22 protein-coding genes are annotated in these 22,879 nt (G+C 45.6%); 9 read left to right on the forward strand and 13 right to left on the reverse strand.

All coding sequences use genetic code 11. From position 1 onward, the window contains the following. Positions 1 to 192 precede the first annotated feature (192 nt). Complete coding sequence (locus tag BLU12_RS08655; protein WP_234945588.1) at positions 193 to 1,410, reverse strand: MFS transporter; 1,218 nt, start codon at positions 1,408 to 1,410, stop codon at positions 193 to 195. A 373-nt stretch (positions 1,411 to 1,783) separates the two neighbouring features. Here BLU12_RS08655 and BLU12_RS08660 point away from each other — a divergent pair, with 373 nt between their 5' ends. The 6 genes from BLU12_RS08660 to trpA are packed head-to-tail and all read left to right on the forward strand — an operon-like array spanning position 1,784 to position 7,546. Continuing rightward, the gene (locus BLU12_RS08660; protein ID WP_091462110.1) at positions 1,784 to 3,160 is read left to right on the forward strand and encodes an anthranilate synthase component I family protein; all 1,377 of its coding nucleotides are present in this window, start codon (positions 1,784 to 1,786) and stop codon (positions 3,158 to 3,160) included. Next, on the forward strand, positions 3,153 to 4,178 hold the full coding sequence (trpD, locus tag BLU12_RS08665) for an anthranilate phosphoribosyltransferase (protein WP_091462111.1): 1,026 nt from the start codon (positions 3,153 to 3,155) through the stop codon (positions 4,176 to 4,178). Before BLU12_RS08660 ends, trpD begins: the two co-directional genes overlap by 8 nt. After that, positions 4,175 to 4,924, forward strand: coding sequence for an indole-3-glycerol phosphate synthase TrpC (trpC, locus tag BLU12_RS08670; protein ID WP_091462114.1), 750 nt, complete (start codon positions 4,175 to 4,177; stop codon positions 4,922 to 4,924). The genes trpD and trpC overlap by 4 nt, the downstream gene beginning before the upstream one ends. Positions 4,925 to 4,926: 2 nt before the next feature. After that, a complete protein-coding gene (locus BLU12_RS08675; protein WP_091462115.1) occupies positions 4,927 to 5,550 on the forward strand; it encodes a phosphoribosylanthranilate isomerase in 624 nt (207 codons plus the stop codon). Between the two features lie 11 nt (positions 5,551 to 5,561). Continuing rightward, complete coding sequence (gene trpB / locus BLU12_RS08680; protein WP_091462116.1) at positions 5,562 to 6,746, forward strand: tryptophan synthase subunit beta; 1,185 nt, start codon at positions 5,562 to 5,564, stop codon at positions 6,744 to 6,746. Positions 6,747 to 6,748: 2 nt separating this feature from the next. Then, positions 6,749 to 7,546: a tryptophan synthase subunit alpha gene (gene trpA / locus BLU12_RS08685; protein ID WP_091462119.1), complete on the forward strand. Its 798-nt coding sequence runs from the start codon at positions 6,749 to 6,751 to the stop codon at positions 7,544 to 7,546. An 83-nt stretch (positions 7,547 to 7,629) separates the two neighbouring features. Here the strand turns inward: trpA and BLU12_RS08690 are convergent, their stop codons facing one another. The 9 genes from BLU12_RS08690 to BLU12_RS08730 all read right to left on the reverse strand — a co-directional run bounded on the left by BLU12_RS08690 (position 7,630) and on the right by BLU12_RS08730 (position 15,729). Beyond that, the gene (locus BLU12_RS08690) at positions 7,630 to 8,427 is read right to left on the reverse strand and encodes a putative hydro-lyase (RefSeq protein WP_091462121.1); all 798 of its coding nucleotides are present in this window, start codon (positions 8,425 to 8,427) and stop codon (positions 7,630 to 7,632) included. Then, positions 8,424 to 9,197, reverse strand: a complete 774-nt coding sequence (locus BLU12_RS08695; protein ID WP_091462122.1) for a LamB/YcsF family protein — start codon at positions 9,195 to 9,197, stop codon at positions 8,424 to 8,426. The genes BLU12_RS08690 and BLU12_RS08695 overlap by 4 nt, the downstream gene beginning before the upstream one ends. 33 nt (positions 9,198 to 9,230) lie before the next feature. Then, the gene (locus BLU12_RS08700) at positions 9,231 to 10,298 is read right to left on the reverse strand and encodes a 5-oxoprolinase subunit C family protein (protein ID WP_091462125.1); all 1,068 of its coding nucleotides are present in this window, start codon (positions 10,296 to 10,298) and stop codon (positions 9,231 to 9,233) included. Next, positions 10,295 to 11,017, reverse strand: a complete 723-nt coding sequence (pxpB, locus tag BLU12_RS08705; protein WP_091462159.1) for a 5-oxoprolinase subunit PxpB — start codon at positions 11,015 to 11,017, stop codon at positions 10,295 to 10,297. Before pxpB ends, BLU12_RS08700 begins: the two co-directional genes overlap by 4 nt. Positions 11,018 to 11,113: 96 nt before the next feature. Next, positions 11,114 to 12,346, reverse strand: a complete 1,233-nt coding sequence (locus tag BLU12_RS08710) for an NRAMP family divalent metal transporter (RefSeq protein WP_091462126.1) — start codon at positions 12,344 to 12,346, stop codon at positions 11,114 to 11,116. 32 nt (positions 12,347 to 12,378) lie between these two features. Further along, positions 12,379 to 12,915 (reverse strand): macro domain-containing protein, encoded by a 537-nt coding sequence (locus BLU12_RS08715; protein WP_091462129.1) that lies wholly within the window; start codon positions 12,913 to 12,915, stop codon positions 12,379 to 12,381. A 154-nt stretch (positions 12,916 to 13,069) separates the two neighbouring features. Next, complete coding sequence (proS, locus tag BLU12_RS08720) at positions 13,070 to 14,509, reverse strand: proline--tRNA ligase (protein WP_091462131.1); 1,440 nt, start codon at positions 14,507 to 14,509, stop codon at positions 13,070 to 13,072. Positions 14,510 to 14,533: 24 nt separating this feature from the next. After that, a complete protein-coding gene (locus tag BLU12_RS08725; RefSeq protein ID WP_040348843.1) occupies positions 14,534 to 14,782 on the reverse strand; it encodes a glutaredoxin family protein in 249 nt (82 codons plus the stop codon). A gap of 29 nt (positions 14,783 to 14,811) precedes the next feature. Next, a complete protein-coding gene (locus BLU12_RS08730; protein WP_091462132.1) occupies positions 14,812 to 15,729 on the reverse strand; it encodes an AEC family transporter in 918 nt (305 codons plus the stop codon). Positions 15,730 to 15,848: 119 nt separating this feature from the next. On the opposite strand from BLU12_RS08730, the gene BLU12_RS08735 reads away from it, so the two are divergent. After that, positions 15,849 to 18,122, forward strand: a complete 2,274-nt coding sequence (locus tag BLU12_RS08735; RefSeq protein ID WP_234945589.1) for a DEAD/DEAH box helicase — start codon at positions 15,849 to 15,851, stop codon at positions 18,120 to 18,122. Further along, the gene (locus BLU12_RS08740) at positions 18,119 to 19,279 is read left to right on the forward strand and encodes a ribonuclease H-like domain-containing protein (RefSeq protein WP_091462138.1); all 1,161 of its coding nucleotides are present in this window, start codon (positions 18,119 to 18,121) and stop codon (positions 19,277 to 19,279) included. The genes BLU12_RS08735 and BLU12_RS08740 overlap by 4 nt, the downstream gene beginning before the upstream one ends. Positions 19,280 to 19,392: 113 nt before the next feature. On the opposite strand, the gene BLU12_RS08745 is transcribed toward BLU12_RS08740, so the two are convergent. Both BLU12_RS08745 and BLU12_RS08750 read right to left on the reverse strand, forming a co-directional pair. After that, a complete protein-coding gene (locus BLU12_RS08745) occupies positions 19,393 to 20,769 on the reverse strand; it encodes a sodium:solute symporter family protein (protein ID WP_234945590.1) in 1,377 nt (458 codons plus the stop codon). A gap of 4 nt (positions 20,770 to 20,773) precedes the next feature. Beyond that, on the reverse strand, positions 20,774 to 22,039 hold the full coding sequence (locus BLU12_RS08750; RefSeq protein WP_091462142.1) for a lactate racemase domain-containing protein: 1,266 nt from the start codon (positions 22,037 to 22,039) through the stop codon (positions 20,774 to 20,776). 147 nt (positions 22,040 to 22,186) lie between these two features. Here BLU12_RS08750 and BLU12_RS08755 point away from each other — a divergent pair, with 147 nt between their 5' ends. Beyond that, positions 22,187 to 22,669, forward strand: coding sequence for a ribonuclease H-like YkuK family protein (locus BLU12_RS08755; RefSeq protein WP_091462143.1), 483 nt, complete (start codon positions 22,187 to 22,189; stop codon positions 22,667 to 22,669). Here the strand turns inward: BLU12_RS08755 and BLU12_RS08760 are convergent. Further along, on the reverse strand, positions 22,666 to 22,866 hold the full coding sequence (locus BLU12_RS08760) for a heavy-metal-associated domain-containing protein (protein WP_009202318.1): 201 nt from the start codon (positions 22,864 to 22,866) through the stop codon (positions 22,666 to 22,668). The genes BLU12_RS08755 and BLU12_RS08760 overlap by 4 nt on opposite strands. Between the last annotated feature and the right edge of the window lie 13 nt (positions 22,867 to 22,879).

Consider the following 22,879-nt stretch of genomic DNA (forward strand, 5'->3'; position numbering starts at 1 on the left):
AACCCTTCCCCCTCCTCAATTTTTAAATTTTCCTCTAACGGAATATAGAGCAAATTTTATATCCCCTTTCTCACCCCCTCTGTTTTGAATGAATTCATAGATACACTACCTTTTTTTAATTCTCGCAAAGCATCCCTACTTTGTCAAGAAGAGCTAATGAGATGCAGTATCCATTTGTTATTCAGTGCTCTATTACTTAGCGGTCTCTCGGGCAAAGATGTGAAAAACACAGGCTATACATATAACAAATGAAGCGTTCAAAAGTATCGGTGTCGAAAAACCTACCCTATCGGCAAGCCAACCCAACATAACCGGCCCAACCACGAAGCCAATATCGCTTATTGCCCTGTACAATCCCATACCTATCCCGTATTCCTCCCGCGACAGGGTATCTGCGACGTAAGCAGATATAACGGGTCCCGCTAAGCCTATGCCGATACCCATAACCATAGCACTAACGATTAACGACCAATAGCTTCTGCTGAAGGCCACCAATGCCAATCCTATGCCCAAAGCAACGCTCCCAGGCGTTATTAAAATTTTCCTGGGAAGTCTGGCGGATAGCCTGCTAGCGACAAGCAGCGCCAAAAACTGAAAAATTGTTACCACAGTCAAAACTGTACCTATGAGCGAGGCCGAAAGATCCAATCTATCTGCTCCGAGCAAGGGTATGAGTTGGTTTTGCGTGCCGGTACGGGTGAAAAATATACCGAAGGTCACAAGCGAACCAAGCAGGAATTCTTTCTTTTCAAATAACTTCAATATGCTTCCCATAAACGTTGCTCCAGGCCTGGTATCTCCGCTTTCATCGATAGAAATGTCGTCGCAAATCTCCCTTACCGTCTTAGGGGACTTAGTTTCAGGTAGTTTAAAGTAAGCCCAGGCTGTAGCGAAAGCCGCCATGAATGCATAGGCTATGAAGGGAGCTCGAATACCCCATATATCAGCTATGTACCCCCCAAGAGTCGGACCAAGCCCTGCACCGATTAATATAGCGCCTTGATAAAAACTCATCATGGGACCTCTGGTCCTAACGTTGCTGATATCGGCAAGCATGACCATCGCGGCTGTTGTATATAAACCGGAGCCCAGACCCTGCAAAAATCTGAAAAACAACAGCTGCGGATAGGTCTTGGCCAGGGCGCAAAAAAAGGACGCTCCCCCAAGTAAAGCGGGCCCGGCAATCAACATGGGTCGCCTTCCCAATACCTCGACCAATCTTCCGGCAGGAATATCCACCAAAATTCTTGCAACGCCAAATCCTGTAATCAAAAGTCCGACCATAGCGATATTTACTCCAAATGATCTCGCATAATGCGGTAATATAGGGCTAACTATTCCAATACCTATCATCATGATTATCGCTATTGTACACAACACGATCAATACTTCTTTTCTCTTCCTCAACATTACACCTCCATAAAATCTATCTATTCGCTTAAAAACAATCACATAAATAAATACAAAAAATGTTTTTACCACTTGACAATTATTATCAGGCCATGATAAATTCTACCCAACCTGACGAAAGGGGCAATAGCAATATGATGATACTCAATGATCTCAATAAAAAGAACAATAATTGGTGGTGGCAGGCTCGCTGAGTCTGCCTACCGTGGCCTAGATAAATTTTAAAGAGGGCCAGGGAGGCAGATCCCACAAGGATCGGTCTTCGTGGCCCTCTGTTTATACCCAGGTGTAATAAAACCGGAGGGCCCTCTAAAGAGGACTCTCCGGTTTTATTTTTAGAGATTAATTTTACTGATATGAGGAGTGATGGGAAATGTATGTGCAAAGAAAAAAATCACTGGCGACAGTTTCGGACAATACAAACCTCAAATCACCATACGATAACTTAATAGCCGAAGATAAAAGGGATTTATACGAGATATTGAAATACTACGAACCATCTTTTTTGATGGAATTCAATGATTATATCGTTATTGGCACTTCTCCAAAAAGAATCTTTCAAGCTAAAAAAGACGAAACTATTGTATTAGACCAGGAGGGGCGAGAGAGCAAATTCCCAAAAAGGGACTTCTTCAAAATAGTAGATGAATACCTTAAAGAAAAGAGACCCTGTCCGAACAACTACGCGCCCTTCGACGGAGGACTTTTAGGATATATAGGATATGACATTATATCGGACTCGTGCTCATTTTCGCCCTTCCCCGATGCCTTTTTATTCGAGCCAGGGGTTTATTGCGTTGCAGATAAGTCCACCGGAAAGATTATTTCTTCCAACCAAAGGGCGTTCTTCGATGAATTATACTTTGAAACAACCTCTGAAGCTCACGGATATGAAGATGTGTCTTTCAAGTTAGAGTCCATCCCGTCGAAGGAAGACTTCATCAGCATGGTTTCCAAAGTATTAGATCGAATAAAAAAGGGCGAGGCAACTCAGGTCGTCCTATCAAGACAAATCAAATCCAAAGACGTTTTCTGCCCTCTCTCGTTGTACAAAACATTAAAAACCGTTAACCCCTCCCCTTATATGTTCATCATGAATTTCGACGGGAAAAGTCTGATCGGATCCTCTCCGGAACTTCTTTTAGGGATCAGAAATGGCGTAGCCGTCACCAGACCGATAGCAGGCACCAGACGGCGAGGCAAAGACCTCGATGAAGACAATTTCTTCGAGATAGAGATGTTGTTTGACGACAAGGAACGTGAGGAGCACATGCTTTTATTGGAGCTATCTATGGAGGAATTCAGAGGAATATGTCTTAAAGAAAGCATCAAAGTCTCTAAGTACTTTGAGGTGGAAAGGTACAGCAAGGTCATGCATCTCGTCTCTCAAGTAGAAGGAAAGCTCAGACCTGATATCAGCGCAATCCGGGCTCTTCAAGCCTCCTTCCCGGCAGGGACGGTAACGGGAACGCCTAAGGAAGTCGCCATAAAAATTATAGGTGAGGCGGAGCCCTTTTCGAGAGGTCCCTATGGTGGCGCAATAGGATATGTGGGGTTTAATGGCAACTTAGAGATGAGTATTGCCATTAGAACCTTCATGCAAACCGATGAAGGGCTGACAATTCAGGCCGGAGCAGGAATAGTCGCAGCTTCCGACCCGAAAAGAGAGTTTTTAGAGACGCAAAACAAAGCAGCAGGCTTGATCGAAACTTTAAAAATTGCGAAAACCAGGAGGGATAGCAATGCTTAAAAACTATATCGAAAAACTTACCGCGGGAGAAAACCTATCTTTCGAAGAGATGCACGAAGCCGTGGTGGAAATCCTAAACGGCACCGCCACCGAAATAGAGTCTGCAGGGTTTTTAGTGGCTCTAAGAAGCAAAGGAGAAACCGTCGAGGAAATCACTGCCGCAGCAAAGGTAATGCGGGAAAAGGCAACTAAAGTCACCGCCCCCTCTACGGCCATAGACACCTGTGGCACGGGCGGAGATGGGGTGGGCACGTTTAACATCTCAACTATCGCGTCTATCGTAGTAGCCGGCGCCGGAATTCCTGTGGCCAAGCACGGAAACCGCTCAGTTTCGAGTAAAAGCGGTAGCGCCGATTTGATTGAAGCTTTAGGAATAAAAATTCTGTCATCTCCTGACATGATAAATGAAGCAATATCTCGGGTTAACTACGGATTCCTCTTCGCTCCCAACTTTCACAAAGCTATGAAAAACGTGGCCAGAACCAGAAAGGAATTGGGTATCAGGACGCTTTTCAACCTACTTGGCCCTTTAAGCAACCCTGCCTTCGTAAACTACCAGATAATGGGCGTATACGACGACTCTCTGACGCGACCTATTGCAGAGGTCTTAATGAACCTGGGGCTTAAAAGCGGAATGGTGGTTCATGGCCATGGAGGACTAGACGAATTGTCTCTCAGCGGCCCAAATCACGTCGTCTATTTCAGGGGAGGACAAATGAAAGAATTTTACCTCGCTCCTGAAGACGTAGGATTGAAAAAAGCTCCCATAACAAGCTTATTGGCCAACTCGCCCAAGGAGAACGCAAAAATAGCGTTAGAGATCTTAAACGGCAAGGAACGCGGCCCTAAAAGAGACGTAGTTACGCTAAATGCAGGTGCTGCCCTTTTCGTTGTCGGAGCAGCTGGCGATCTCGTCGAAGGAATAAGGCTCGCCGCAGAGGTGATCGACGAGGGCCTTGCTGCAGATATACTTTACAGAATCGTTAAATTCACTAATAGCTTTGGTGAGGCTGCATGATACTAAATCAAATTGCAAGAGAAAAAACTAAAGAACTGAGAATTCTCAAGGCTCCTAAAAGATCGCTTTATGCAGCATTGGACAAGCCTGGCATCTCAATAATTGCCGAGATCAAAAGGGCCTCGCCCAGCGCTGGCACGATCTTGGAAGATATCAATATTCCATTGCGAGTCAAACAATACGAGATGGGAGGAGCAAGTGCTATTTCGGTAGTCACTGAAAGGCGTTTCTTCAAGGGAAATATAGGCATGCTTGAAGAGGCCAAAAGGGCGACTCCTCTGCCCGTTCTCCGGAAGGACTTCATTATAGACCAAATTCAAGTCTACGAAAGCCTCTTTGCAGGAGCTGATGCCCTTCTTTTGATCGTCTCTCTAATCGAAGAGGAGAAAAAATTAAGGGATTTGTTAAATCTAGCCTATGAACTTGGAATGGAAGCTCTCGTGGAAGTCCACGACGAAGAAGAACTGATAACAGCTCTGAAGTGCGATGCCAAGATCATAGGATTTAACAATAGAAACTTGAAAACCATGACCGTTGATGTCAACCGATGCGAGCACCTTATGTCCTTTTTCAAAAAGCTCGACCCAAAAAGCAACAGGAAGGTAGTGGCAGAAAGCGGAATGAAGACAAAGGAAGATGTAAAAAGGCTAAAGGAACTGAACTTCGACGGTCTTCTTATCGGCGAAACTTTGATGCGCTCTTCTTCTCCAGACAAGACCATTAGATCCTTACTAGGTGGGGAATAATCATGAGGGTAAAGATCTGCGGACTGACCAGGAAAAATGACGTAGAGGCTGCTTTGAGAGCGGGAGCAGATGCAATCGGCTTTATATTGGCACAAAGTCCGAGGAAAGTAGATTTAGACACAGCGAAAAAACTGGCCTGTTGCATTCCGCCTTTCGTTTCAGTCGTGGCTGTAGTAAAAAATCCGACAATTGAATTTTTGAATGAAGTCATAAAGTCCAAAATCTTCGATATGGTCCAATTTCACGGCCAAGAAGATCCAGACCTCATATACGATTGCCCCCTTAAGACAATTAAAGCCATACCCGTAAAAGATGAAAGAGATCTCCAAGCTATATCTCGTTATGCCCATGTTGCTAATTTTTTTCTCTTCGATACTAAAGCGGGATCCCTTTCGGGTGGGACGGGCAAGACCTTCGATTGGCGAGTAATCAAAGGTCTTGACCCGGGTAAACCTTTTATACTGGCAGGCGGCATAGGGCCAGAAAACATAGAAGAGGCCATCGAATTTGTAAATCCACATGCAATTGACGTTAACAGCGCTGTCGAATCTTCTCCGGGAATTAAAGACGAGAAGAAAATTTACGAACTCATGGAAAAGTTAAAAAACTGGAAATATAAATTTTAGGAGGGATAAAATTGGATCTTAAAGGATATTTCGGAAGATTTGGAGGAAGGTTCGTACCGGAGACGCTAATTCCGGCCCTGGAGGAATTGGAAGAGGCCTTTTACGAAGCCATAAACGACGAGACCTTTATGGCACAATACCGATATTTGTTGAAGGATTATTCCGGAAGACCGACGTCGCTTTATTTTGCCGATCGCCTCTCGAAGCACCTTAGCGACATCAAGCTTTACCTCAAGCGCGAGGATTTAAATCACACGGGAGCTCACAAGATCAACAACGTCCTTGGACAGATCCTTCTGGCTCTTCGCATGAACAAAAAAAGGATAATAGCCGAGACCGGCGCAGGACAACATGGCCTGGCCACAGCCACGGCGGCGGCCAAGTTTGGCCTTGAATGTCACATCTACATGGGATTGGAAGACATGCATCGCCAAGCCCTAAACGTCTACAAGATGAGGACTTTAGGAGCCGAGGTCATACCAGTTACTTCAGGTACGATGACGCTCAAGGACGCCACCAATGAAGCCATAAGAGATTGGGTAACAAACGTGTCGACCACTCACTACGTCATAGGCTCCGTCGTCGGCCCCCACCCCTATCCCATGATGGTACGTGAGTTCCAACGCGTAATAGGAGATGAAACGAAAGAACAAATACTGCAAAAGGAGGGTCGCCTTCCCGACCTTTTGGTTGCCTGTGTCGGCGGGGGAAGCAACTCCATGGGAATGTTCTATCCCTTCGTAAACGATAAAGATGTGAAGATGGTCGGAGTCGAAGCGGCAGGATACGGAATAGAGACAGGGCAGCACGCCGCAGCACTCACAGGAGGTAGCGTTGGCGTGTTGCACGGATCGCGCTCTTATATCCTTCAGGACGAGAACGGCCAAATTGTTCCTGCAGTTTCCATATCGGCAGGCTTGGATTATCCAGGGGTAGGTCCTGAGCACAGTTTTTATCATGAGACTGGCAGAGTTCACTATACCCATGCCACAGATGACGAAGCCATAGAAGCCTTCAAGCTCTTATGCGAAACGGAGGGCATCATCCCGGCGTTGGAAAGCGCCCATGCCCTTGCATTCTTAGTGAGAGAACACAAAAACATCGAGCCGGGAACGCTCGTAGTCCTATGCCTTTCCGGCAGAGGAGACAAGGATATGGAAGCGATAAAGGGAAAACTTTTCGAGGAGGAGATGTAATTATGAGGACATTAAGCGAGGCTTTCGATGCCGGCAAAATACTCATACCCTACATAGCAGCCGGCGACCCGGACCTTGATACGACTGCCGAGATCATAGGAGAGCTGGACAAATTAGGGGTGGGGATCATAGAAGTGGGTATGCCTTTCTCAGATCCGCTTGCAGATGGACCGATTATCCAGGCGGCATCCCAGCGCGCATTAGCCAGCGGGACTAATATATCGAGGATATTTGAGATGTTGGAAGAGTTAAAGGACGTCAAAACACCCATCGTCTTAATGGGATATTTTAACCCTATTATGAAGTACGGCGAAAAAAGCTTCATCGAAGATGCCCTCTACTGCGGAGTCTCTGGCGTGCTAATACCCGATCTTCCCTTCGACGAAGGCAAAGAATTTTACGATATTTGCTCTGAAAAGGGCCTGTGCCCCATCTACATGGTAACGCCAAACACCAAAGAAGAAAGGCTGTCTCAAATCGGAAGGAAAGCACGGGGATTCTTGTACTGCGTGTCTCTCCTTGGTATAACGGGAGATAAAAGAGGACCCATAGAAGGGATAAAGTCCTACATGGAGAGAGTAAGAAGTCATGTCTCCGTTCCCGTTGCCTTGGGTTTCGGCATAGACAGCCCCGATAAAATAACAGCAGTAAGGCCTTACGTGGACGGAATAGTAATAGGAAGCGCAATAGTGAATATCATCTCTGAAAAGGCTGACATGGGAAGAAAGGCCATCGTCGACGAAGTATCGGTCTTTACATCCGCACTCATCGACGCCCTGAGAACAGCTTTGCAACCTTAAACGCCTGATCATACCTAAAGACCTTTCTCTCCACACATAAAAAGGAGCGAGGATAAAAAGATCTCGCTCCTTTTAAAAACTTCTTAAAATATGGCGTAGTCTGAGTCCTTAGGGTCGCATACGAACATATGGCCCGGTGCATGAGTTATCGCGAAGGGTGGCTTACTTGCCATTAAGGCTGCCTGAGGAGTAACGCCGCAGGCCCAAAAGACGGGCACCTCTCCTTGGTTTATAGGGACGGGATCGCCAAAATCGGGTCTGTTTATGTCTTTTATCCCTATGACAGAGGGCTCGCCAATGTGTATGGGAGAGCCGTGCACTGCGGGAAATCGTCCCGTGGACAAGACGGCCTTTGGCACCTGATGAGCGGGAATGGGCCTCATGCTAACTACCATTGGGCCGGAAAGCCTCCCGGCCGGCACGCACTGGATGTTCGTTATATACATCGGGACGTTGCAGCCGCATTCTATATGGCGCACAGGGATTCCGGCATCAAGCAAAGCGGATTCGAAGGTAAAGGAACAACCCAACAAAAAGGCAACAAGATCATCTCTCCAACAAGATATAATATCTGTAGGTTCGTCAACTAATTCGCCTCTTTCCCAAACCCTGTACTTGGGCAAATCGGTGCGAAGGTCGGCTCCCCTTGCTACAAGCTTGGGCTCGGGATCCCCAGGTTCCGTAATATCCAACACTGGGCAAGGTTTCGGATTACGTTGTGCGAACACGAGAAAATCGTATGCCCAATCCTTTGGCAATATGACCAAGTTTGCCTGCACGTGCCCCTTGGCCATTCCGGCAGTGGGACCCGTCCACTCCTTATTTCTGATCGCCTGTCTGACTTCTTTGGGACTCTTTGAAGCGTAATCTATTGCTTTCATCGTCTAATCACCTCTGATATGGGCGCTATCTTTATACCTGCAGCTTGCAAGCCTTTTCTGATTTCGGTGGCCATCTGAACGGCTTTGGGCGAATCGCCGTGCAAACATATGGAATGGGGCTTAAGATCTATGACATGACCGTCTATGGTCTCGACTTTGCCTTCCTTAACCATGCGAACTACCCTAGCTACTGCCAAGCTGACGTCATGTATCATGGAACCCTGGACTTTGCGCGGCACCAACGTGCCATCCGCTTGATAAGCTCTATCGGCAAAGGCCTCCGCTGCATAGGGCACGCCAACTTCCGCTGCCGCATTGTCGAACTCGGAATTAGCCAACCCCAGCAGAATTAAACCTTGGCCTGCATCCTTGACAGCCTGTGCTATGGCGACAGCGAGTGCACTATTTTTGGCTGCTTGGTTGTATAAAGCCCCATGGGCTTTTACGTGCTGCAGTTTAGCGCCCACGGCATGGCACGCTGCCTGCACGGCACCTATCTGGTACAGAGTGTAGGCATAGACTTCATCCTGCGTTACTTCCATATTTCTACGTCCAAAGCCAATTAAATCGGGATAACCGGGATGGGCTCCTATGGCCACACCCTTTTCCTTGGCAGCCCTCACTGTTGAAAGCAACACTACGGGATCCCCGGCATGAAAGCCACAGGCTATATTGGCAGAACTGACGAACTGCAATACAGCATCGTCATTGCCCATTTTCCAGGCCCCAAAGCTTTCGCCAAGATCGCTGTTTAAATCGATGGCATACATGAAACACACCTCCTCAGAACATCTTTACAGAATTCAATCGACCTCTTCAACGGTTACATCATAAGTCACTTCTTGAATCTTGAGCCTCATGCGATAAACTTCTTTCCTAACCCTTCCCTCTCCGGGAAAAACTTTGCGAGTCCTGTATGAAGCTCGAAGCCTTAAAAGCTCTTCTATCTGTTCCCTTTCGACCTTTACGGCAGCTATGGATTCTTCAAGGGTTATAGACTTAAAACGTACCCTTTGTCCCGGCATTCGCTGCGCTAAATTAGCTATATCGGGGGTACAAAGCACTGCTATTTTCGTATAGCCTCCAGTAGTCTGTCTGTCGGACAACATGCAGATAGGCTTGCCGTGGCCGGGAACCTGAATTGCCCCTAAGGGGATGGCATCTGAGATAATATCCGCTCCGGATTTGTGCTCTATCACCGGTCCCTCAAGCCTGTAACCCATTCTGTCCGCCTCGTTTGTTATGGTGTACTCCGATTCCAAAAAGGCCCTGATTCCCTTTTCCGTGAAGGCATCGTCTTGTGGACCCAAGACCACGCGCAATGGAGAATCTTCGCTTCTGTCCGGTCTCAGATGCTCGGGGCATTGGAAATCGGCCGTCTGCCATGTTAAGGGTTTAAGAGGACCCGTGGAAAGCTTATCTTGTGCTTTAAGGGGGCGCCCTTCCAAGCCGCCTACTTTTGCCCTTAGATAGGTAGATTTGCTTCCCATTACCACCGGGACATCGATGCCGCCCGATAAGCAAAGATAGGCTCTGCAACCTCTTCCCTGGGGTGAAGCGACTAAAATTTCGTCACCGGCTTTTACCTTAATCGATTGCCACATAGGCGCACCGACACCGTTAATATTAAACCCCAGCTCCGCTCCAACTAAGGCAATCAGCCCTTCCCCTTCCTCCACAATCAATTTAGGTCCCATGGCCGTAATCTCCAAAGCAGCTTCCTTGGGATCGTTTCCCACCAATATATTCCCTATCTGCAGGGCCTGTGGATCCATTGCCCCCGCCACCGGCATTCCCTTTCCCTGATATCCCCATCGGCCTAAATCCTGAACGGTCGTCAGCAATCCCGGAGTCTGCACTTCTAATATCATGCAACATCACCGCTTTTTTGCAATATTTCAGGCTTGTAAGTTCTCGAGGCTACTTCGGATGCAATTTCGTCGTATTCCTCCCTGTCGATGCTTTTAAATCTAACCCACATACCGGCATCGATCAAAAAAGGTTGTTCGCCTTGAGGATCAAAAAGCCTCAAGGGAGTCCTTCCAATCAGTTGCCATCCTCCCGGGCTGTCTATGGGATATATGCCGGTTTGCTTTCCCGCTATTCCCACGCTTCCCGCGGGAATCACCTTTCGAGGCTCCTTCAACCTTGGAGTAGCGAGACTCTCGTCCATCCCTCCCAAATAGGAAAAGCCGGGCGTAAAACCCAACATATAACAATAGTAATCCGGAGCTGTATGCCTGCGTATAATTTCTTCTTCCGAAATCCCCGTATGGCTTGCAACATTTTCCATATCAGGCCCAAATTCCCCACCGTAACAGACGGGAATTGCTATGACAAGTCCTCCTTTGGAAATTTCTCCTTTGGTCCTTTGGGCCATGCTTTTGAGCTTTTCAAAGAAGAGGCCTATATCGCCTACGGCAAGAGGATCAAAATAAATTGCCAGGGACCTGTATGTTGGGACCAGTTCCACAATGCCGTAAAGATGTGAGTTTTCAATGTATCGGCGAAGCTGTTGAACCCTGGCGTTGATTTTCATATCTATACTGTCCCCGAATTCGATAACTACCGCACTATCGCCGGCGCACATGATCTTGGGTTCAAGATATTCGGCCAATTAAACACACCCCTTAATGCCCTAATATAAAGGGCAGAAGGCTATTAGCGCCTTCCGCCCTTAACAATCCTATCCAAACATAGTAAATATTCTGCCCAGCGAAGTAATGCCCATCCACAACGTAATGGCCACCATGAGATACCCCGTAACGGTCAACCATTTAGGATGTCGATACTCTCCAATGATATCCTTTCTGTGGGCTGCGAGCATGACCGACAACAAAGCCAAAGGAAGGATCAATCCGTTGACCGAACCGGCGAAGATCAACAGCGTCACGGGTTGACCTATTGTAATCAGGACCACAGTAGAAGTAACGATGAATCCTATGATCCACCAACGATTATTCTTCTGAATTCCCTTAAATAAAGTCTGCAAGAAAGATATGGACGTAAAAGAAGCACCTACGACGGATGTGATCCCGGCAGCCCAAAGCACCACTCCAAAAATTCTATAGCCAATCTCGCCTGCCCCCAACCTAAAAGCAGAGGCCGGAGGGTTTTGCGGATCTAAGGTGTGACCTGCCCATACAACGCCAAGGATTGCCAAAAACAGGAGTATCCTCATGATACCTGTTATTACGATGCCGTTAGTTGCTCCTCTCGTCACGTCCTTGATATGCTCAACACCGCATATTCCAGCGTCCAAAAGCCTATGGGCCCCTGAAAAGGTAATATACCCGCCGACGGTGCCTCCGATTAACGTAATGATGACCATCCAATCGATTTGAGAGGGCATGAAAGCTTCTCTAGTCGCAACCCCAACAGGCGGCTTAGTAACAAAGACAGTATATAAGACCAAAGCTATCATGACAAAACCAAGTATTTTAGTGAACTGATCCATAGCTCGTCCCATTTCTCTGTATAAAAATAACATGATGCCTATACAGGCACTAATAACTGCTCCCCATGCAATGGGTATCCCTGCTATTACATTTAAACCCATAGATGCTCCGGCAACGTTTCCTATGTTAAACACCAAACCGCCCAAGGCAACTAAAAAGGCAATAAAATATCCAAGACCGGGAAAGACTTTGTTTGCCACGTCTTGGGCACGCATCTTAGATACGGCTAATATTCGCCATACATTGAGCTGAACTATCAAATTAATGATAATGGAAATCAAAATAGCAAAGGCAAAAGAGGCTTTGAGTTGGTTAGTGAAGACCGCCGTTTGCGTAAGAAACCCCGGACCTATCGAGGATGTGGCCATCAAAAATGCGGCACCTAACAGTATGCTTAACGTTTCTTTTCTGCTCCTTTGTCTTACATTGTCAATGCCATTCTGAGTTTCTTGCTGTGACAATTAATCCACCTCCCAATAGTTTAAATAGCTTTTCAGGAAACTATTTTTACTAGTGCTTCGGCAAATATCTGATAGGCCTCATCATCATATAGATATATGGCAATTTCTTTTAGCGATGTATCCTCTTCTTCTATGTAATACATCATTTCTTCCAACATTGCCCCCGCACATGTCTCGTAGTCGATGGAACCCACGCCCGTACCCAAAGCCGGAAAGGCAACGCGCTCGATCTTCAATTCGTCACAACGCATTAGTGCGCTTTGAGTAGCCTCTCTTATCGACCGCTCATTTGTTTTAAGATCTTGGTCCATCACCACAGCATGAATTACATAGTCAACTTTCAGTTTTCCGGCCCCAGTAACCACTGCTTCCCCCACTTTTACCGGCCCTTCGGAGATTGCTTCTTTCTCTATTGCGTCACCTCCTTTTTTCTTTATCGCTCCAGCAACCCCAGAACCCATCCAAAGGTGATTGTTCGCTGCATTGACTATGGCATCCCCATCGTATGCAGTTATATCTCCTTTATAAAGCCTTATCGTAACAGCTTTAACCTTTGCCTCCGTAAGCATCTTTCTCCCCCCAAGGGAAATATTAGATAGCGTTTAACTATATGATAATACACGCTTGACAATAGACTCAATTATTATCGAAGCTTGCAATAGCTTTAAAACTGTGCATAAAACATCTGCCGCCCATTGCACAGACCAGAATATTCCCATATCGCTAATAGGCCTTGGCAAATACGGCTAATTTGCCGCCCTTTTTTTTCGTATAAAAACACGTTCCCTCAGTTGGCTCGTTTAACAGGAAACATCGTATGGTAGCGGTAGTTGCTTCCTTTATGGCCTTCTCGTCCTCGGGAGAGCCGGCAAAATATGCTTTGATAAACCCTCCTTTTTTGTTTAAGACCTCATTAAATTCCTCAAAGGAAGTCACGTGATAGGTGTTTTCCTCTCTGAAAGATCTTGCTCTCCGGTACAATGTGTTCTGTATATTTTCTAAAAGCCTGGGAACTTCTCTCTCTACAGCATCGAAGGATATGTTTACCACCTCACCCGTATCCCGTCTTACAGCACGTAAATGGGATGACTTCATCTCTGCTTCTCCCAACTCCAATCGCAGAGGAACGCCCTTTTGAAGATGATAAAAGAACCTATCGCCCGGTCTCATATGAAATTGTGTATCCAAAACAACCCTATTTGCTCCTAAAATTTTCTTAAGCCTTTCCAAGATCTTTTCTGCTTCGGGCAATATTTTCTCTTGTAACAGATTTTGATCAGGAGTTATCGGTAAAATTACAGTTTTAACGGGTGCAACATTTGGGGGCAATACAAGGCCATCGTTATCGGCATGAGTCATGATAATTGCACCTATCAAACGCGTGGAAACACCCCAACTTGTCGTCCAGGCGTATTCCAATTCCCCATCCTTATTCTGAAATCTTATGTCGAAGGCCTTTGCAAAATTTTGGCCTAAAAAGTGGCTTGTTCCGGCCTGCAGTGCACGCTTATCTGTCATCATAGCCTCGCACGTATAAGTGTTTTCCGCTCCTGGGAATCTTTCTCCTTCCGACTTCTCGCCCGTCAGCACCGGAAGAGCCAGAACCTCTTCCATGAAAGAACGATAAACTTCCAACATTCGAAGAGTCTCTTCGAGGGCTTCTTCTCTCGTCGCATGGGCAGTGTGCCCCTCTTGCCACAAAAACTCAGAAGTGCGCAAAAACAGCCGCGGCCTTTTCTCCCAGCGAAGAACGTTACACCATTGATTTATCAGGATGGGAAGATCTCTCCACGACTGTATCCATTTGCTGTACATGTGCCCAATTACCGTCTCCGACGTCGGCCTGATAACCAAAGGCTCTTCCAGCTCTTCGCCTCCGGCGTAAGTAACGACAGCGCACTCCGGGGAAAATCCCTCAACGTGTTTGGCTTCCTTCTCCAAGAAAGAACTGGGAATCAAGAGAGGAAAATAGGCATTTACGTGCCCCGTCTCCTTGAAGCGCTCGTCCAGTTGGCTTTGTATGGATTCCCATATTGCATACCCCGTAGGGCGGATGACCATGCACCCCCTCACTGGGGCGTAGTCGGCCATTTCTGCAGCTTTTATTACATCCAGATACCACTGCGAATAATCTTTTTCTCGTGGTGTAATATTCCGAGCCATCTTCATTCCCTCCGCAATCTCGATCTACAAATTGATTATCCCTTCGTCCTCTAGGAGGCTCAATAGACGATCTTTGTTGAAACCAACCACGAATTTGTCCCCTATTTGAACCACGGGCACAGCCAGCTGATGAGTTCGCCTGACAAGCTCCATAGCCGCATTTCTATCGCGACTAATATCCACCACCTCAAAACCTATCCCCTTTTCAGATAAAACCTCCTTAACTTTTTCGCAAGCCGGACAGGATGGGCTCGTATAAACCTTGATATCCATAAAAGTATCACTCCCCATTTGCCAATAATTTAAAACAAAATAGCAACCCATAAAGGAATAGTTATTAACGAAACAAAAGTGCTAGTTGCGATAAGCCTGGCTGCATAGTCATGATCCATATTCATGCCCTTGGCAACAATGAATGTGTTTACAGCAACAGGCATTGCAGAAACTAGTATAACAGCGTTTCTAACATTATGGCCAACCGGCCAAAAGGAAAATAAAAACATGAGCAAAAGAGGATAAACGGCGTTTTTCATCAGAGTGTCGATCCCAGTTTCTTTCAAAGATTCGCCCATTTCCCTCAAGCGTATGTTTGCTCCCAGGGCAAGCAACGCCAATGCTGTGGCCGAATTGCTTAATATCTTAAGGGATTCGTCAATCCACAAAGGTAAATTGATGCGAAATATTTCTGAACACACCATAGCAAAAATACAAGAAATTATTAAGGGATTTTTTACTAATTCCTTTAGCGTCTTTGAAACAGCGTTAAAGTTAAGTTTACCGTAAAGGCCGAGCTGTCCGCATGCAACGGAAAAAATATGGTAACCTACAAGCGATATCCCTAAATATTTGGATGCTGCCGTTACCCCTACCTCCCCCATAACTAAAGAAACAACGGGTATCCCCATATAAATGTTATTCGACCTCATGCAGGTCAGGAGGGAAACCCCCCGCCTTTGAGGATTTTTCTTCCACGGAGACATCACAAAAGAGACAGCGGGCATGATAATGAAAGAAACATACACAACATACAATAAATTTAGATCCTCTTTCGCAAATCCTCCTGAATAAAAGATGCTCCTGAAAAGAAGGGCCGGCAGTATTCCCCAATATAGAATGTTTTCCAAATTACCTACATCGCCTTTGATAACTTTTATGCGCCGCAAAAACCATCCCAATCCCATAATTGCAAATATGGGCAATACCACAGCTACATACTTCACAAGGCATCTACTCCTCTCAAAGAAAGACGCAGGGATCTCGAAAAATTATAAGCTACTTTTAGAAAAATTAATTACCGATCCTCTATCTAATGCTAAACTTTAATTGGAGGTGTATAAGTTTGGAAGCGCTCATGCACAAGAAAGATTTAACGGAATTTTTAAAAACACTTCAAATTCTTCCCGGGGAAATCGCTGCCTATGAAAAGATCCCCGCACAAGAGGCAAAATTTGGACCGTGGCCGAAAATCGACCCCAGACTTTCTGAATCCTTAAAAAAACTGGGTATAGAGAAACTATATACACACCAAACAAAGGCTATCGACCTTGCAATGGCCAATAAGCACCTAGTTGTCGTCACCCCAACTGCATCCGGAAAAACTCTATGTTACAACATACCGGTAATACATTCAATTCTACAGGACCAATCTTCAAGATCCCTTTACATATTTCCAACAAAGGCTTTAAGTCAAGATCAATTAGCTGAGATTAACTCTATAACAGAGGGAATCGATGTTTCTATAGCGACCTATACATATGATGGAGATACTCCTCCAAACGAGAGATCGAGGATCAGGGCTGCGGGACACGTTGTAATAACAAATCCAGACATGCTGCACACAGCGATCTTGCCTCATCATACCAAATGGATAAAGCTCTTTGAGAATTTACAATACGTGGTAATAGATGAACTTCACACATATAAAGGGATTTTCGGATCCCATCTGGCGAACGTGATAAGGCGACTTAAAAGGATTTGCGCTTTCTACGGATCACATCCAACCTTCATTTTCTGTTCCGCCACCATTTCGAATCCCGGGCAATTGGCCGAAGGGCTGATCGAGGAACCCGTTGAGTTGATTGCCGAAAACGGGGCACCGAGGGCAGAAAAACACGTAATGATTTACAACCCTCCACTGATCAACAAAGGGCTCGGGATAAGGGCGTCTTCTATTTCTGCAACGGCAGACATTGCAACTCAGGCAATAGCCAATGGGATAAGCACTATAGTGTTCACCAGGTCAAGGATAAACGTTGAACTCTTGTTGACATATATCAGGGAAGGCCTCAAAAAGCTGCGTATAGACGAAAATCTCGTCAGTGGGTATCGTGGCGGATATTTGCCCAAGGAGCGAAGAAAGATTGAACGAAATCTCAAGAGCGGAAAAATTTTGGGCGTCGTTAGCACAAACGCCCTGGAGCTTGGGATAGATATAGGAAGCCTCTCTCTTGCCATAATACACGGCTATCCGGGCAGCATTTCTTCCGCTTGGCAACAGATCGGCAGAGCCGGCAGGCGTTTCGGGCATTCTGCGGCAATAGTAGTGGCCTCTTCCGGACCTCTTGACCAATTCATCGCCACAAAACCGAGTTACTTTTTTGGAGGATCACCCGAGTTGGCGAGGATCAATCCAAATAATTTATATATTTACGTCAATCACGTAAAATGTTCAGCTTTCGAGCTGCCCTTTTCCGAAGATGAACCCTTTGGTTCAACGAAACCAAAAGAGGCGCTCGAATACCTGGCCCAATATGACATCTTACATAAAGCCGGGTCAAGATATTTTTGGCAAAGCGATTCCTTTCCCGCACAGGATATTTCTCTAAGAAGCGCGACGAACGATAACTACACGATCATCGACATCACTGAACAGCATAAGCCTAAAGTAATTGGAGAGGTAGACAGGCCAAGCGCGCCAATGCTGATCCACCCTGAGGCGATATATTTTCATGACGGAAAAAGCTATCAGGTAACCGAACTGGATACTAAGGGTTTGCGTTGCTATGTGAAACGTGTATCTGTGGACTATTATACAGATGCAGATCTTGCTACGCGTTTGCAGGTTCTGGATATATTTAAGGAGGACGGCCATTGGGGTTTAGGCGAAGTTTTATTGAGCTTTAGACCTACGGTTTACAAAAAGATCAAGCTCATGACTCACGAAAATGTCGGATACGGACAAATTTACATGGACGAGGAAGAAATGCACACAACCGCATGTTGGTTTAAACTGGGAAAAGAATTTATTGACTCATTAAATGAAAGTTTCTTGAGTTCTGGGCTTTTGGGTGTCTCCCATCTGATGAAAGTTGTCGCACCTTTGTTTTTAATGTGCGATCGCAGCGATATAAGAGTACATCACATGGTTCGAGATCCCTTTTTTGAAACACCCAGTATATATATTGCAGACAACGTTCCTGGCGGAGTTGGCTTAGCGGATGGAGCCTTTGCCTTAAAGAAAAAACTAATAGATGCAGCCTCTGAGGCAATATATAATTGTCCCTGCAAGAATGGTTGTCCTGCCTGTACGGGCGCCTTGGGGGCAACGATGAATGCAAAATATGCCACCATCGCTTTGCTCAATCTTTTAAGCACACAAGAGGGTATAAGATGAACGACTATATGCCGTTACACATGAAATTTCTGCTAGACAACTCAAAGAGGAAGAACGAAGAAAGGAAGAGAACCTTTATAAAAGGCCTTCCCTCGGGGCAATTTTTGGACGATGACGTATATTTTTGCGAGAGCAAGCATGAAATGTTACCTTACAAAAACCGGGGCGAGTTGGAAAATCACTTACAAATCCTCTCCCATTGGGGAGCGAAGGAACCGTTGGTCTTTTTTGACCTGGAGACAACTGGGCTCTCCGGAGGGACTGGCACTTACGCTTTTTTGGCAGGAATAGGCATGCTCGATCAAGACCAATTTATCGTTCGTCAATTATTCTTGTGCTCTCCAAGGGCCGAAGGAATCTGGCTCCAAAAGCTTATGGAAATAATTCCCTACAAACCTTCCTTCGTGACATATAACGGCAAAAATTTCGATCTTCCCTTAATCAACACTCGCTTTATCCTATCAAGGATGGAACCGATTGAACCTACCGGACATTTAGACCTACTCCACCTCGCAAGAAGGCTTTGGAAAAAGCGGATAGGCTCGTGCACCCTATCCAATGTGGAAAAACAAATTCTTGGCATCGACAGAAAAACCGAGGATGTCCCGGGATTTCTCATACCTGAACTTTACGCTCAATTTCTTAAAACGGGAGACGCTTCAGGATTAAGTGGCGTATTTTATCACAACAAGATGGATATTTTGTCGCTTTACATGCTCTTCAGTAAAGTGGCATTGACCCTTTCCGGAAGGAGCACCGACCCACACGAAATCGATATGGCCGGAGATGCTTGGTATAACTACGATTTAAATAAGGCCAGCCACTTATGGGAAAAGGCTTCCTCGCTAACTCCACCGGCAAAAAACGCCATATGGAAGCTGGCAATTGAATACAAGAGGCAAGGAGATCATTGCGAAGCTTTGTCTCTCTTTAAAAAGTTATATGACATGGAATACAAAAGGATCGACGTCGCCGTTGAAATATCCAAAATCTATGAACATCAACTCAAGAACGCAAAAGAAGCCCTACTTTGGGCCGAAAAAGCTATGGATAATTTTCTTAGGTATAGACCTTTCTTATCTTCGATAAGAAAGGAAAAAATGGCCGAATTAACTAAACGAATAGATCGGTTAAGAAATAAAATCCGCCTACGTTGATATAAAACACTATAATTACATACTTAAAGCCATTAAAACCTTTGATAAAGGCTTTAATGGCTTTAAGTATGTAATTACTATATTAAATTAAACTTTCTTACTTTTTACCCACCCTATTTATTCGTAAGCAGGGAAACAACTACAAAAACCACAAGGGAAATTAAAGCAGCGAATATCTCCACAGGGGCTCCAAACAGCGAAACTCCGCCAACTATTCCCCATAAAGCAACGATCGAGCCTACGACCAAAGAAGCTAAGGCTCCTGCTTTAGTGGCGCCCTTCCATAAAAATCCTCCGATGACGGGGACAAATACACCTGCAGTGTACATAGTGTAGGAATAAATCAGGGCATCTATGATACCGGGTACCATCAATGCAATTACCAAGGCTAATATACCAATGACAAAAGTAGAAATTCTTGAAATCTTAAGCAATTCTTTTTCTTGATCTGTTTCGCTAGCATGAAATATTTCAATCCAGAAGTCCTTTACAATATGAGATGTGGCAGCTGATAACAATGAATCTGCCGTCGACATAATGGCAGCCAACAGCGCAGCAAGGATCACTCCGCCGAGCAATGGTCCCATCATGTTCTTTAATATCCAGGGTACGGCCATCGACGGATCTTCCAGATCTGCCAAAGCATTGGCACCCATGCCCATAATGGCAGGGAAAAAGCTGACTATTACCAAAACAATGCCGCCTACCAGGGCAGCTCCTTTAGCTGTTGTCCCATTTTTAGCAGAAAAAAGCCTTTGGTAAAAGTCTTGACCTATAAGAGTGTACATCACTGTAGGGACGAGCAACCACATGATACTTGCGGTTCCCATTCCCCATATGCTCAAATATTCCGGCCCCACGGCTTTCGCTTGAAGAAGCGATTCCAGACCTCCAAAACCTCCAGTATGTCCCAAAACTACAAATGCTGCAACTATAACTCCGATAGCTCCAAGAAGCATCTGTATTAAATCGGTTAAAGTTACAGCCCACATCCCCCCCGCAGTGGTGTACATGATGAAGACAAGGGTCGCCAGAATTGCTCCGGTATTTCCGGTTATTCCCAAAATACCCAAAGCTCCTCTGGCCGAAAGCACCTGTGCTGCCAAAATTCCTATTAAAGCAACTATAGAAAGCAATGAACCGAGAGCCCTAATAGTCTTGCCACCATAGCGCTTCTCCAGGTAATCCGGGACGGTATAAAAGGCCAGATCGCGAAATTTTCTCGCCGTAACCAAACCCAATAAAATTAATCCAATGCCGCAGGAAACACCATACCACGCTCCGGACAGCCCATACCTGAAACCATACTCTCCGCCACCCATGACTGCACCGCCCCCAAAATGCGTTGCAGCAAGAGTAGCGGCACAAAGGACAATTCCGAGCCTTCTGCCCGCAAGCAAAAAGTCAGTCATCCCCTTGACATAAACCTTGCCAACCCACCAACCTATTAAAAGAAGCACAGCCATATAAAATATAACTATGTATAACACCGCTTCACACCTCCCTCTTAACTTTCTCTACGTGAACAGCATTCCCGGTAGGTATGTACAAAGCCCTTCCGGCAAAAGCCTCGCCCAAAACGTAATTTGCTGCCTCTTCTATATTGTCTGTTATAAGTCCCGGAAAGGCAACGTTCTTGTTTTTTGTGACTAAGGCACACCGTCGCCCCTGAAGCTCGTGAACCGTTTTAGTAGCTATATAAGCAGGAATTGTAAAATCCTTCTTCAGTTCCTCTATCGCTACAACTAAGTCACCCATTGCAATCCTCATAAATCTGTCGAAAATGGGAGTACCCATGCCTTCCCTGAGCTCCGCAACCAAAATTATGCCTCCCCTATCTTTGATGCCATGATATACGGCCGTCAGCGCTTTTGTCGCCTGGTAAAGCTCTAAATCATAGGGATAACCGCCACATGAGACAAAGGCAACATCTGCAAGCTCATCCACCCATATGGTCTGTAAAGCCTGAGCTTCTCTTACTCCTTTTCTCCAGGCCTCCAAGAAATTCCCTGCTACATACGAATGTGGTTTTCCTCTCTCGTCAGTTATTACGTTTAAAAGAAATGATTTTTTGTTGTTCAAAACAACCTTTGTATATTCTTCCATATCTAGAGCTACAGGGTTTTTATCGAGCTCGCCACAGGTAACTTTTTCATTAAATTCATTTCCGATCAATCCGTTACGGTGGTTTGCCTGGATCGATTCTCTTGAACTTATGCCCGGAATTATGATTTTTCTTCCCCCTGCAAAGCCGGCCAAATCGTGATAGCAAATGCCTCCCAAGAGGATCAAAAGATCTGCCTCATAGGCATCTTTTTGTATCACTATAGGTGTGCCGCGGCTGGTTACCTTACCGGTATCCGTTAAATTTTCGGTGGATTGATGACACAGGACATGGTCTTGAGGTTTTCTCGCTTCGCCTAAAACTGCCCTTTCTTCATCACCCGACATCCTGCGATGTTGACCTGTAGCTATAAGCCAAGTTACCTCACCTACGCCTGCTGTGCTCAACCTTTTTCTGACGGCTACGCACATCCTGTCTATTCCCTGCCAGGCTCGTGTGATATCGGGCACTAAAACGACAACCTTGCGGCAACCGGCAGCAAGTTCTTCCAAACGAGGCGATTCTATTGGGGAATTCAAAGCTTGCTCTACGTCGAAGGGTCTTACTGATCCCGCTCGAGTTGTCGTATTTATTATGTCATACTGGCACTCCCAAAGAAGGGTATCGTCGCCCATTTTAAAAGCCAATGATTTCATAAAAGTCCACCTCCCACTGTCAATAGATTAACATAAAAAACGATCATTTGAAGCATAAAGTGTAGCGAATCCGTAAGACTGATGCAATATAATGTGATCTAAAATATAATAGAATTTAACCCTTGACGAAGAAGGAGATGATCTTTTGTGTTCGTTAGCCCTACTTACGGTCCTCTCGAACTCGACCAAGTGATCAAACGAATGTGCAACTTTATGGCTCAAGAGGGAAATTATCGGATAATAGTTGGAACCGATTCACAACTTCTAATCAACAGTACGCTTTTCGTTTCCGCAATAGTGGTCCACAGAATTGGACGGGGTGGGATTTATTTTTACAAAAAAACCTACGATTCAAAACCCTACTCCATCAAGGAGCGCATCTTAACGGAAACATCGATGAGCCTTACGCTTGCAAGCGAAATACTCCAACTTCTCGCTCAAGACATCATCCTCTGCGAACAATATAGACAATTACTTGAGATACACCTCGACGTCGGAGAAAAGGGTCTTACGAGGGAGATATTAAATATGGTCGTCGGCATGGTAAAAGGAAGCGGCTACGTGGCCCATATAAAACCGGATGCCTTCGCCGCTTCCTGCGTAGCCGACAAATACACAAAGAGCGCTTAGTTTTTTAACGTGGCTTTGTATCCGATTTCGTCCAGAGTTTCTATGACGCTTTCAATGTCATCGGTATCTGCTTCGACCGTCTTGTTTTCCAGGTTCACTTTAAATTCCGTTAAACCCAGCTCTTCTAAAGTCTTGGAAATTCTTTTAACGCAATGTTGACACGACATATCCGGAACGTCCAGTATGAAATGCGCCATCCATAAATCTCCT

Source organism: Acetomicrobium thermoterrenum DSM 13490 (assembly GCF_900107215.1).
In the GTDB taxonomy this organism is placed as follows: Bacteria; Synergistota; Synergistia; order Synergistales; family Acetomicrobiaceae; genus Acetomicrobium; species Acetomicrobium thermoterrenum.

Bases quoted from the DNA above. Each gene is read 5' to 3' on its own strand.
- BLU12_RS08725 (WP_040348843.1), bottom strand. From the start codon at position 14,782: ATGGATATCAAGGTTTATACGAGCCCATCCTGTCCGGCTTGCGAAAAA.
- trpD (WP_091462111.1), top strand. From the start codon at position 3,153: ATGCTTAAAAACTATATCGAAAAACTTACCGCGGGAGAAAACCTATCT.
- BLU12_RS08655 (WP_234945588.1), bottom strand. From the start codon at position 1,410: ATGTTGAGGAAGAGAAAAGAAGTATTGATCGTGTTGTGTACAATAGCG.
- proS (WP_091462131.1), bottom strand. From the start codon at position 14,509: ATGGCTCGGAATATTACACCACGAGAAAAAGATTATTCGCAGTGGTAT.
- BLU12_RS08715 (WP_091462129.1), bottom strand. From the start codon at position 12,915: ATGCTTACGGAGGCAAAGGTTAAAGCTGTTACGATAAGGCTTTATAAA.
- BLU12_RS08675 (WP_091462115.1), top strand. From the start codon at position 4,927: ATGAGGGTAAAGATCTGCGGACTGACCAGGAAAAATGACGTAGAGGCT.
- BLU12_RS08760 (WP_009202318.1), bottom strand. From the start codon at position 22,866: ATGGCGCATTTCATACTGGACGTTCCGGATATGTCGTGTCAACATTGC.
- BLU12_RS08750 (WP_091462142.1), bottom strand. From the start codon at position 22,039: ATGAAATCATTGGCTTTTAAAATGGGCGACGATACCCTTCTTTGGGAG.
- BLU12_RS08690 (WP_091462121.1), bottom strand. From the start codon at position 8,427: ATGAAAGCAATAGATTACGCTTCAAAGAGTCCCAAAGAAGTCAGACAG.
- trpC (WP_091462114.1), top strand. From the start codon at position 4,175: ATGATACTAAATCAAATTGCAAGAGAAAAAACTAAAGAACTGAGAATT.
- BLU12_RS08740 (WP_091462138.1), top strand. From the start codon at position 18,119: ATGAACGACTATATGCCGTTACACATGAAATTTCTGCTAGACAACTCA.
- BLU12_RS08660 (WP_091462110.1), top strand. From the start codon at position 1,784: ATGTATGTGCAAAGAAAAAAATCACTGGCGACAGTTTCGGACAATACA.
- BLU12_RS08695 (WP_091462122.1), bottom strand. From the start codon at position 9,197: ATGTATGCCATCGATTTAAACAGCGATCTTGGCGAAAGCTTTGGGGCC.
- BLU12_RS08700 (WP_091462125.1), bottom strand. From the start codon at position 10,298: ATGATATTAGAAGTGCAGACTCCGGGATTGCTGACGACCGTTCAGGAT.
- trpA (WP_091462119.1), top strand. From the start codon at position 6,749: ATGAGGACATTAAGCGAGGCTTTCGATGCCGGCAAAATACTCATACCC.
- pxpB (WP_091462159.1), bottom strand. From the start codon at position 11,017: ATGTGCGCCGGCGATAGTGCGGTAGTTATCGAATTCGGGGACAGTATA.